The sequence below is a fragment of the Enterococcus sp. C76 genome (genome assembly GCF_040886985.1).
In the GTDB taxonomy this organism is placed as follows: Bacteria; Bacillota; Bacilli; order Lactobacillales; family Enterococcaceae; genus Enterococcus_B; species Enterococcus_B lactis.
In genome coordinates this window covers 195,815-207,090 of sequence record NZ_JBFOEY010000006.1, presented here as the reverse complement: position 1 = coordinate 207,090, position 11,276 = coordinate 195,815, and the positions used below count along the sequence as shown (strand labels likewise).

Here is an 11,276-nt window from a genome sequence, read left to right as displayed (position 1 = left end):
CGATAGAATCAAGCTTCGCAAGCTGTTCTTTTTTAACGACTCAGTTATCTTATCATGTCGTTAGCAACATGTCAATAACTTTTTTGTTATGTTTTTGAAGAAATATTTCCTTCTGTCTTTTGGACAAGTAATAATATACCAACTAAATTTATCTTGGTCAACGAATTTTTTGTATTTTTTCAAGCTTTTTTCAATAAGCGATTATTTACTACTTTTCTTTCTTCATCGTTCGCTTTCGGCTCCATTAATGTCTGCAATATTTGATAACAGCTTTTGAACATTCGTTATTGTTTGTTGCTTTCTACATAGCAAAAGCTGCCTAAGGAGTCCCCTAGACAGCTTTTATTTGATTATCTCATTGTTGGGAATAGTAGAACGTCCCGAATGGATTGAGCGTCAGTTAGCAGCATCACTAATCTGTCAATCCCGATACCTAGACCACCAGTTGGCGGCATACCGTATTCTAATGCTTCCAAGAAGTCTTCGTCTACACCGTGAGCTTCATCGTTCCCTAGTTCACGTTCTTTTTCTTGTGCTTCAAATCGTTCTCTTTGATCGATTGGATCGTTCAGTTCCGTAAAGGCATTAGCAAATTCGCGTCCTACGATAAATAGTTCGAATCGGTCTGTGAATCGAGGATCTTCTGGATTTTTCTTCGCTAACGGCGAAACTTCGACTGGATGTCCGTAAACAAATGTCGGTTGTGTCAACGTTTCTTCAACAAACGTTTCAAAGAATTCATTGATAACATGTCCGACACCCATCGCTTCTGTTACTTCTACGTTATGTTTTTCAGCTAAGGCTAATGCTTCTTCCAATGTCATTTCTTTCCAGAAGTCTACACCAGTTTGTTCTTTGATCGCATCTACCATATGGATACGTTTAAAGTCGCTTTCTAAGTCAACAGCTTGTCCATCATATGTGATTTTCGCTGTCCCTAGTACTTTTTCAGCTGCGTTACGGATAATACCTTCTGTCAGATTCATTACATCATTGAAATCAGTATATGCTGTGTATGCTTCTAACATCGTAAATTCTGGATTATGCGTAGTGTCAATCCCTTCATTACGGAAAACACGACCGATTTCATAAACTTTTTCCATTCCTCCGACAATTAGTCGTTTCAAATGAAGTTCCAACGCGATACGCAAATATAAATCAATATCCAGTGCATTATGGTGTGTGATGAATGGACGAGCAGCGGCTCCACCTGCCTCATTATGCAATACTGGCGTTTCTACTTCGATATAGCCATTGCCATCTAAATAACGACGGATCTCGCTGATAATTTGGCTTCGTTTCATAAATCGGTCAAAGCTTTCGCGATTACTGATCAAATCCAAGTAGCGTTGTCTGTAGCGTTGTTCAATATTCGTCAAGCCATGGTATTTATCTGGCAGTGGACGAAGTGCTTTTGACAAAATCGTGATTTCTGAAGCTTTGATAGAAACTTCGCCTGTGTCTGTTTTCATGATTTGTCCAGTTACACCAAAGAAATCTCCAAGGTCTGCATGTTTGAATACTTCATAGGCTTCATCACCTACTTGGTCTTTTCTCACATAAATTTGAATTTGGCCTTCACGATCTTGTAGATGCGCAAATCCAGCTTTTCCTTTTCCTCGGCGAGTCATCATACGACCAGCTACACTAGCGGTCAATCCCATCTCTGCTAGTTCTTCTTTTGTTCTTGGATCAAATAGTTCATGCAATTCTTCTGAGTTGTGTGTGCGTTCAAATCTTTTTCCAAATGGATCGATTCCATCTTCACGCAATTGTTCCATTTTTTGACGACGTACAAGCATTTGATCATTTAAATCTTCTACTTGATGTTGTTGTTCCTGTGTCACAAAAGTTCCTCCATTCTCATGTTAATCTCTTTCCTATAATGCCAATGAAACACAAAAAAAGCAAGCCGAACTTGGAATTTCGGCTTGAAAATTCACGAAAAACTTAGAAATCACAACGTTTGTTTCAATAGTACTTTTTCTGCTTTTTCTACAAATTGATCCAGCAGATCATTGATTTCTTGCTGATTTTCTGTCTGATTGATTGCTACTTTCACTTTTGCTGCTCGAGGAATCCCTTTTAAATAATAAGCCGCATGTGTTCTGAATTCTCTACATGCTACTTTTTCTCCTTTGAGATCTGCTAAGCGTTGTAAATGAAGTTTAGCTGTAGCAATCTTTTCGGCTGGTGTTGGCTCAGGAATCAGTTCTCCTGTTTCTAGATAATGCTGTGTACGATGAATCATCCATGGGTTTCCCAAAGCTGCCCGGCCAATCATCACACCGTCTGCACCAACATAATCAAGCATCCGTTTTGCATCTTCGGGTGTTTTGACATCCCCGTTCCCCATAAATGGGATGGTGAGATGTTTTTTTACTTCTTTTAATATTTCCCAATCTGCTTTTCCCTCATACATCTGAACCCGCGTACGCCCGTGCATAGCGATGGCACTTGCTCCAGCTGATTGTGCTGCTAATGCATTTTCTACAGCAAAGACGTGTTCTTCATCCCAACCGATACGCATCTTGACCGTTACAGGGATATCTACTGCTGAAGAAACAGCTTGAACCATTTCGTATACTTTCTCAGGATCTAAAAGCCACTTTGCCCCTGCTTCTGCTTTGATCACTTTGTTTACTGGGCAGCCCATATTGATATCTATTATATCTGCAGCTGTGTTTTCTTCGACAAATTGAGCGGCTTCAACTAGGCTGTCTTTGTTCCCGCCAAATATCTGTAAACTTAATGGATGTTCTGTTTCTTCAATGTGGAGCATCTCTAAAGTTTTTTTGTTTCTGAAATGGATACCTTGGTCACTGATCATTTCACATACGACTAAGCCTGCACCAAATTCTTTGACAGTGACTCGAAATGCTGAATTTGTTATTCCAGCCATCGGCGCAACAACGACACGATTAGGGATTTCAACATTGCCGATTTTCCATTTGTGTTCCACTTAAATTCCTCCTAAGGCTTCTTTCTTCAATCCAGCTAATTCTTCTTCACTATACTTGTATTTATTGTTACAGAAAGAGCATACCGCTTCTGCTCCATGATCTTCATCTATCATTGCTTGGATTTCTTCTGCACCTAGCGCGATAATTGCTTCTGCAAATTTTTCTTTCGAACAGTCACATTTGAATTGAACAGGCATTTTTTCTAAAACGTTCAGCTCTTCTGTATCAAGCAATCCCTTCAATATTTCTTCTGGTGTCTGTCCTTCATCTAAGAGAGTAGAGATTCTTGGTGTTGTTTTTAATTGTTCCTCAATCTTGCTGATTGTTTCTTCATCGGCACCTGGCATGATTTGAATCATGAATCCACCCGCTGTCTTGATACTGTCATCAGTATTGACCAGTACACTTAGTCCAACAGCTGAAGGGATTTGTTCTGAGATAGCGAGATAGTAAGTAAAATCTTCAGCGATTTCTCCAGAAACAATTGGCGTTTGTCCAGAAAAAGGTTCTTTTAATCCTAAATCTTTTGTGACAGTAAACATCCCTTGTGTCCCAACTGCTCCTCGCACATCGATTTTACCTTCACTATTCAAAGGAAGACTGAGATGCGGATTTTTGATGTAGCCTTTCACATCTCCCTTCCCATTTGCATCTACTACGATTCCCGCTGCTGGACCATCGCCTTGGATTCGAACAGTTAGTTTATCTTCTCCTTTAAGTGTTGCACCAAGCAGCAGACTGCCCACTAATGTTCGTCCTAAAGCAGCTGAGGACGTATGCCAAGTATCATGACGTCTTTGTGCCTCCGCTACGGTATTTGTTGCTTGAACGGCGTATGCTCGTACGAATCCGTCGTGAGCAAGTGCCTTAACCAGATAATCTTTCATTTGTTATGTACTCCTTTTTCCGTTTTTAAACTCATAGTGAATCATACTAGCAACTCCTGCTTTTTTCAACTTTGGAATGCTTCTTTTAAAAATAATTCAGAATCATCTAGAAAACAGGACATCATCCTATTTACATCTTAAATAAAGAAATCTCCCGAAAACCGGTTTTTGTTCCGGTTTTCGGGAGTCCTATCAGATCAATTGACCTATATTTTTTTATTTGTATCGATCGTCTGAATGATCATCTTCTGATTGTTGAGAATCTGAATCATGCTCTGCTTTATTTTCCTCATGCAGTTCATGTTTTGCTTCTTCAAAATCACGTTTTTCTTCTGCTTGTTTTTCAGCGTCTTTTTCTTCCAAAGCACGTTTTGCTTCTTCAAAAGTTTTCGCTTCTTTTTCGCTTGGATAATCATTTGACTCAGTACCTTCAGGCATCACACCGTGTTCGAATAACGATTTGATTGCTTTGGCATCCAATGTTTCGAATTCCAGAAGTTTTTCAGCAATCAATTTATGCTGTGCACGATGAGCTTCGATGATTTCATGAGCTTTGGCATGAGCTTCCATCAAAATCTTGCGTACTTCTTGATCAATTTCGAAAGCAACTTGTTCAGAGTAAGCTTTTGTTTGACCGTAGTCGCGGCCAACGAACACTTGATGATTGCCTTCATATTGAACGGGACCTAAACGATCGCTCATTCCATATTCTGTTACCATGCTTCGTGCTAAAGCTGTCGCTTGTTCAAAGTCATTGGAAGCACCAGTTGATTGGACATTGAAGATGATTTCTTCAGCTGTACGTCCACCAAGCAAGCCTACGATTTGTTCAAACATATCTTCTTTTGTCATCAAGAACTGATCTTCTTTTGGTAAAGCGATCATATATCCACCAGCGCGTCCGCGAGGGATAATCGTTACTTTGTGGACGACCCGAGCGCGACTTAACACTAATCCGACAATCGTATGACCAGCTTCGTGATAAGCAACCATTTCGCGTTCTTTTTTGCTGATTACACGATCTTTTTTAGCTGGACCTGCAATCACGCGATCTTCCGCTTCATCGATATCAGAAGCATCGATTTTCTTTTTATTTCTTCTAGCAGCTACTAGCGCCGCTTCATTCAAGACGTTTTCCAAATCTGCTCCGGCAAATCCTGGAGTCTGTTGAGCAACAACTTTCAAGTCAACATCATCGGCCATCGGTTTATTCCGTGCATGGACACGTAAGATTGCTTCACGTCCTTTTACATCTGGACGGCCAACTAAAATTTGACGGTCAAAACGTCCGGGACGTAGTAACGCTGGATCTAGTACGTCAGAACGGTTAGTTGCAGCAATGACGATTACTCCTTCATTTCCGTCGAAACCATCCATTTCTACAAGCAATTGGTTCAATGTTTGTTCGCGTTCATCATGTCCGCCGCCCATACCGGCACCACGTTGACGACCTACTGCATCAATTTCATCGATGAAAATGATAGCCGGTGCGTTTTTCTTCGCTGTTTCAAACAAATCACGAACACGGCTTGCCCCGACACCGACAAACATTTCTACGAAATCAGAACCTGAGATCGAATAAAATGGTACACCAGCTTCTCCGGCAACAGCTTTTGCTAACAAGGTTTTACCTGTTCCTGGAGGTCCTTCTAAAAGTACACCTGCCGGGATACGGGCACCTAATTCAACAAATCGGCGAGGATCTTTCAGAAATTCAACAACTTCAACTAGTTCTTGTTTTTCTTCTTCCGCACCCGCTACATCAGAAAAACGTACGCGATTAGCTTTTTTGTCTGCTTCTTTGGCTTTTGATTTACCAAAGTTCATGACACGGCCGCCACCGCCACCACCGCCGCCTTGTTGTCCCATCATCATGTAGAAGAAAAAGATGATGATCACGATCGGCAAGAAGCTAAGCAATAACGAAACCCATACGCCGCTGCTTGATTCTTCTTTTACTGTTGTAGCAACTTTGTTTTCTTTTGCCAGTTCTGTTACTTGGCTCAATGTTGTATCATTTGGCAAAATGATTGTTGTGAAATGGGTAGTAGTCGTATCTGTTGAACCCAAGATAGCTAACCCGCCGCTGTTAGCGACTGTCTGCTGTTCCTTGTATTCACCAGTGATCTTATATACACCATTTGCAGGCTGCACTTCAAACTCTTTGATTTTGCCTGCTTGTAGTTGTTCTGTGAATTTTGAGTACTCGATATCTGACGATCGCTGGCCGTTATTACCAAAAATGAAATAAACGACCATTACCATCGCTAAGATTACGAGGACATAATACAAGGCATTTTTCATCATGCCATTGTTCTTTTTGTTCATAGTTGCCCTCCCTAAGCGTCAATTTAATTTAACAGTTTTTTATCAATCCTGACCATTCTATTGTACCATAATTTAATTGAGATACAGCATTAATTTGATTGATAAACACTAGGTTTCAATACACCGATGTACGGAAGGTTACGATATGCTTCTGCATAATCCAAGCCATAACCGACAACAAATTCATTTGGTACGTTGAACCCAACATAATCTGCTTCGATGTTTACTACTCTTCCTTCGGGTTTGTCAAGTAGTGTAACGATTTTGACTGATTTAGCTTTGCGGTATTTGAAAAGATCCACTAAATAAGCAAGTGTTCTTCCGCTGTCAATGATATCTTCAACGATCAACAGATCGCGACCTTCTACATTTGTATCCAAGTCTTTGACGATTTTTACTTCCCCTGACGAGACTGTTGCATTCCCGTAGCTTGAAACATCCATGAAATCCAATTCCAAATACGTATCGATAGAACGAACGATATCTGCCATGAATGGTACCGCTCCTTTTAAGACACCTACTACTAGGGGATTGGTGTTTTGGTAAATTTCTGTTAACTCTTTGCCTAGTTCTTTGCAACGAACTTGTATCTCTTCTTGTGAGATCAAAATTCTCTCAATATCCTTTTCCAACATCAGGTTCTCCTTCCAATTGCTTCTTTTTGATATTTGTAAAGAAGTATGTAGTGTATTTTATCAGTTTCTTCACGAATACTCAAATATGAAAAGGCAAAAGGTATCAAGCTATATATATTTCTTTTGGCATCTGTAATGATCCAAGCATGCTGCCTTTGTGAATTAGGTACTTTCTGATCGATAAAATATCTAGATACTTTTTTTGTAAGTTTCTCCGTTAATTGGATACGGTCTCCTGCTTTTCTTTTTTCGACATATAGTTGCACATCGGCGGGAACCCAAATGTCATGAGAAAACAGAGACCATGAATCTGTTGCTTTGATGTCCTCTGAATGTTCAGGTTTGAGCAGACCAATCCATTCTGTTTCGTTCAACTGTATCCCTTGTTCTGGAATAAGCAACAAGCGCTGATCTTCTGTCTGAGCAGTGGCTTGTTTTTCTTTTTTAGCGAGTACAACAAAATGGTACTCTCTTTTCAGTACCCAGTTGTTGCCGATGCTAAGCTGCCATTGACTTTTTTTCTGTTGCCACTGCTCTAAAATCGATGCCATTTGCTGCTCTTTCAAAATGACCCCTGTTTCTGAGAATACTTTGTCGAAGAAGGAGTGGAAAAAATAGTATCGTTCCGCTTCTTCCATTTTTTCTATCATTTCTGCTGAAAATTGAAATCGATCCTTTAACTGTTCGACTTCCTTTTCGATTAACTGCCCCATACATTTTTGAATGACTTGGTCTGCCCATTGAATCTGTTGCGAAAACTGCTGAAAATGTCTCATCACCTGGGTGTTTTCTTGTTTTAACTGAGGAACAACCAAATGGCGAAGCCGATTTCTTTGGACATCTAATAATTGGTTCGTCTGATCCTCAAAGTAAACAAGCTGTGATTCTGCTGCATAAGCATATAATTCTTCTTTACTGAAACTCAGCAATGGACGAACAAGCCTGCCCGTAGCAAATGGTTGTACTTCTTTGATCCCAGAAAAAGTACTTAACTGTCCTCCACGAATGATTTTCATCAACACCGTCTCGATTTGATCATCTCCATGATGAGCAGTCATCAACGTATCATATTGTTCTTCTTCCATCACGCGAGTGAATGCTTGATAACGAAAGTTACGGGCTGCTGTTTCTATGGCCGTTTTGGCCGGATCTTCCCAAACACTTACATATAAAGGGAGATTCTTCTTTTCACAATATGAGCGAAGATAAGTAGCTTCTTCTGCTGATTCTTCTCTCAATTGGTGATTGATATGGACGACGCCCAAAGAAAAACCGATTTGGCGTTGCGCTTGCAAAAGCAAATGGAGCAAAACCATCGAATCAACCCCACCTGATATCGCTGCTAAAATCCTTGATTCTTTTTGCCAGAATCTTTGTTCATTCCCGTGCCGAATAAATGACTGCTGCAATAGCGGTACTTTTTTACCGTCTTTTTCAACGCTCATTCTTTCCACACCCTTTCTTCCTAAAAAAAGAGAGCGGGAAAACGTCTAAAACGACAATTAACCTGCCCTCTGTTGATACTCTGACTAAAATAGTCGCATTATCATTATTTTCAGCTTTATTAGCTGCGGCGTCCGCCACGACCACCGCGTTTTCCTTCTGTGTTTCGCTTCAATGAAGATAAGCGGTCATCGCTATCTTTCAAAAATGAACTCATCAATGAATCGAAGTCTTCTTTTTGAGCTGAAGGCTGACTGCGAGAAAAAGATTTTTTCTGTGCTGGACGATTGCGGTTGTCACGGGAATCTTTTTGTTGAAATTTTTTAGGACGGCTTTCTTCTCCAGATTCTACAGGTTGTTCCTGCGCTTTGCGGATAGATAGTCCGATTTTCCCATCATCATTTACTGAAATAACTTTGACTGTTACTTCATCTCCTACACTTAAAACATCATGGATGTCTTTTACATATCCATTTGACACTTCGCTAATATGAACTAGACCCGTTTTTCCAGCACCTAGATCAATAAACGCACCAAAATTTGTAATTCCTGATACTTTTCCTTGCAGTTTTGCTCCTACCTCGATTGACATAAAAAAAATGTTCCTCCTAATTATTTCCCTTTTTTATATTCCTGCTTATTTTGCAGTTGTAGAACTAGTTGATTGATCTGTTTCATTTGTCGAGCTGTCTGTATTTGATTCTAATATAGGATAAACTTTTTCACCGTCTTTTGAGTAAAAGAATTTGCTTCTGGCAAGTTTAGCTACATATTCATCATCTTTCAGCAATGAAACATCTTGGTGCAGCTGATCAACGTCTGCGTTGACTTCTTTCATTTCAGTATTTGCTTCGACTCTCAATTCGTTCAATTGATGCATCCTTTGCATATCATGGAAAATCTGCACACCTATTATCGCGAAAATGACCAAAGCACCAACAAAAATTGCAGCCAGTCTGCGTCTTCGAAAAATCAGTTGTCGTTGTTGTTGCTGAAATTCAGCATACTTTTTCTTTGCATATTCCGTATCTAGCGCAGCGATTTTATTGCTTTTTTTCGTCACTTGGATTCGCTCCAATCTTTTTTGATTGTCTTTCTCATTATACCAATATCATGAAAGCTTGTCTAATCTATTTCTCTAGTGTTTCTGTGCGATTTTCAGAAATAATTTCGTACATTTTTTGTGCATCTTCTTTTTTGGTCGATTCATGTAATTCCGTAATTTTTACTTCCAATGTTTTGTTGCCGAACTGGACTTTCAAAATGTCGCCTACTTTGACGTCACTGGAAGATTTCGCCAATTTTCCGTTGATTTGGATCCTTCCTTTATCAGCCACTTCTTTTGCTACTGATCGTCTTTTGATGATTCGGGATATTTTTAAAAATTTGTCTAATCGCATATCTTATTCCTCACTTTTTGATTTTTTTGTTTAATCGTAGAATTTTCTTACCAAATGGCAACATGAGCCACTCTCTTACTGTAAACAGACGGAGACGAATCACTGCATAAATGAACACAGATGCGCCAACCCCAACGCCTATCACACTGACAAAAAAAGCAGTGGAACGATGAGTTACAGGACCAAACACTATATTCAATACACCATAATACAGCAGCAGGACTGCTGTCATACAAAGAAGGCTGATAATCAACTTCCGCCCAAAATGTCGTTCTTTCCAAAAAGCATTTAGTTCTTTTGTTTCGATTCGGACAAAATACCAAAGCGTCACACCTAATCCTAAAAGGGTAGACAGGCTTGCTCCGGCTGTTCCTAATAAACCAGTTAGAAAAGAAGTAGTCAATCCTTTTACCAAGAGCCCCCATCCTGCTCCTTTTAAAGAAGGGCGAAAAGAGTTCTTGCTTTGAGCAATACTTTGATAGGCTTGGATGACTGCAGTAAAAGCAATGGAAAAAACAAACAATACAAGCGCTACATTTCCTGCATAATCTTTAAACAACGCATAATTGATATAAGGAAGCAGTAAGGCTAATCCCAAAGATGCAGCTAATGCCAAAGCGGTCGTCAATCTAAGATAGATTTTGGCTGTCTGCAAAAACTGACGATAGATCCGATTGGTCAAATGACGGGTCAATGTAGGCAGAAATGTCGCACTTAATGCGGTGGCAATCACTAAACCTAATTGAACCAAAGGCTGCCCTCGGTCATAGACCCCTTTTGCTATCTTCGCACCATATTCCGATAGACCGTAAACTTCCAAAGCATTTTTTACAAAGAAAGAGTCGATCAGCTGAAAAAAGATGAGTAATCCGCTATAAATCGAAACCAGACCGCCTTCTACTAGAAAGCGTCGGATCAAAGATTTTGGTGGCTGTTTGAATAATGGGAACCGGCGGAAGCTTAATACTCCTCCATGAATCTTTTGTTCATAGTAGTGAAGGATTCCATATGCGCATAACCCGCCAAAAACGGCTCCACTCATCGCTGCCGTCCCCGTTTGGTACACCGTCCATCCGAGCTTTCTAAAAGCAAACGCACTACAGACGATTACAGAAACACGAACGAACTGCTCAACAACTTGAGAAACTGCCGTTGGTTCCATCAAAAATCTTCCTTGAAAATTCCCTCGATAAAAAGATAAACCAGGCATCAGCAAAAAGGTAAAAGAAACTACTTGGATCAGTGGTTTCAATTGTATATCCCCCATCATCCAAGCAATCCAACTGCTAAATGAAAAGACAAACAGCCACAGAAAGACGCCTGTCCAAAACACCAAGGGATAAAGACTTTGCAAAGCTTGCTTTCGCTCGAAAGGATTCTTTCTTTCTGCAACGTACTTTGATATGAACTGCGGAAGACCTGATAAAGCTAAAGTCATTGCTATCCCATAAATTGGATAAACTTGCTGATAAACATAAAAACCTTCGTCGCCGACTAAGTTTTGGAGAGGAATTCGGTAAAGGGCACTTAATACTTTTGCTATGAAAGAAGCAATCGTCAGTACAAATGCTCCTTGCATGACGCGCCGCATTTCTTTATGATCCAAATCGTTGCTCCTTC

At 40.1% G+C, this 11,276-nt stretch carries 10 protein-coding genes; all 10 read right to left on the bottom strand.

All coding sequences use genetic code 11. From position 1 onward, the window contains the following. Positions 1–350: 350 nt before the first annotated feature. Positions 351–1,847 (bottom strand): lysine--tRNA ligase, encoded by a 1,497-nt coding sequence (gene lysS / locus AB3I00_RS09800; protein ID WP_002310399.1) that lies wholly within the window; start codon positions 1,845–1,847, stop codon positions 351–353. Between the two features lie 110 nt (positions 1,848–1,957). Beyond that, positions 1,958–2,962 carry a tRNA dihydrouridine synthase DusB gene (gene dusB, locus AB3I00_RS09795; RefSeq protein ID WP_002373642.1) on the bottom strand — a complete coding sequence of 335 codons (1,005 nt, stop codon included), beginning with the start codon at positions 2,960–2,962 and terminating at the stop codon, positions 1,958–1,960. After that, positions 2,963–3,850 carry an Hsp33 family molecular chaperone HslO gene (hslO, locus tag AB3I00_RS09790; protein ID WP_002310401.1) on the bottom strand — a complete coding sequence of 296 codons (888 nt, stop codon included), beginning with the start codon at positions 3,848–3,850 and terminating at the stop codon, positions 2,963–2,965. 216 nt (positions 3,851–4,066) lie between these two features. Beyond that, a complete protein-coding gene (ftsH, locus tag AB3I00_RS09785) occupies positions 4,067–6,178 on the bottom strand; it encodes an ATP-dependent zinc metalloprotease FtsH (RefSeq protein ID WP_002290943.1) in 2,112 nt (703 codons plus the stop codon). A gap of 89 nt (positions 6,179–6,267) precedes the next feature. Further along, positions 6,268–6,813 (bottom strand): hypoxanthine phosphoribosyltransferase, encoded by a 546-nt coding sequence (gene hpt / locus AB3I00_RS09780; RefSeq protein ID WP_002287415.1) that lies wholly within the window; start codon positions 6,811–6,813, stop codon positions 6,268–6,270. After that, positions 6,813–8,258 carry a tRNA lysidine(34) synthetase TilS gene (gene tilS, locus AB3I00_RS09775; RefSeq protein ID WP_368025136.1) on the bottom strand — a complete coding sequence of 482 codons (1,446 nt, stop codon included), beginning with the start codon at positions 8,256–8,258 and terminating at the stop codon, positions 6,813–6,815. Before tilS ends, hpt begins: the two co-directional genes overlap by 1 nt. Positions 8,259–8,377: 119 nt before the next feature. Then, positions 8,378–8,848, bottom strand: a complete 471-nt coding sequence (locus tag AB3I00_RS09770) for a S1 domain-containing RNA-binding protein (RefSeq protein ID WP_002290937.1) — start codon at positions 8,846–8,848, stop codon at positions 8,378–8,380. Positions 8,849–8,893: 45 nt separating this feature from the next. After that, positions 8,894–9,319 (bottom strand): septum formation initiator family protein, encoded by a 426-nt coding sequence (locus AB3I00_RS09765; protein WP_002287409.1) that lies wholly within the window; start codon positions 9,317–9,319, stop codon positions 8,894–8,896. A gap of 67 nt (positions 9,320–9,386) precedes the next feature. Continuing rightward, the gene (locus AB3I00_RS09760; protein ID WP_002287407.1) at positions 9,387–9,656 is read right to left on the bottom strand and encodes an RNA-binding S4 domain-containing protein; all 270 of its coding nucleotides are present in this window, start codon (positions 9,654–9,656) and stop codon (positions 9,387–9,389) included. Positions 9,657–9,666: 10 nt separating this feature from the next. Beyond that, a complete protein-coding gene (locus AB3I00_RS09755; protein WP_368025135.1) occupies positions 9,667–11,262 on the bottom strand; it encodes an oligosaccharide flippase family protein in 1,596 nt (531 codons plus the stop codon). Between the last annotated feature and the right edge of the window lie 14 nt (positions 11,263–11,276).

Bases quoted from the DNA above. Each gene is read 5' to 3' on its own strand.
- AB3I00_RS09760 (WP_002287407.1), bottom strand. From the start codon at position 9,656: ATGCGATTAGACAAATTTTTAAAAATATCCCGAATCATCAAAAGACGA.
- hslO (WP_002310401.1), bottom strand. From the start codon at position 3,850: ATGAAAGATTATCTGGTTAAGGCACTTGCTCACGACGGATTCGTACGA.
- hpt (WP_002287415.1), bottom strand. From the start codon at position 6,813: ATGTTGGAAAAGGATATTGAGAGAATTTTGATCTCACAAGAAGAGATA.
- ftsH (WP_002290943.1), bottom strand. From the start codon at position 6,178: ATGAACAAAAAGAACAATGGCATGATGAAAAATGCCTTGTATTATGTC.
- tilS (WP_368025136.1), bottom strand. From the start codon at position 8,258: ATGAGCGTTGAAAAAGACGGTAAAAAAGTACCGCTATTGCAGCAGTCA.
- AB3I00_RS09770 (WP_002290937.1), bottom strand. From the start codon at position 8,848: ATGTCAATCGAGGTAGGAGCAAAACTGCAAGGAAAAGTATCAGGAATT.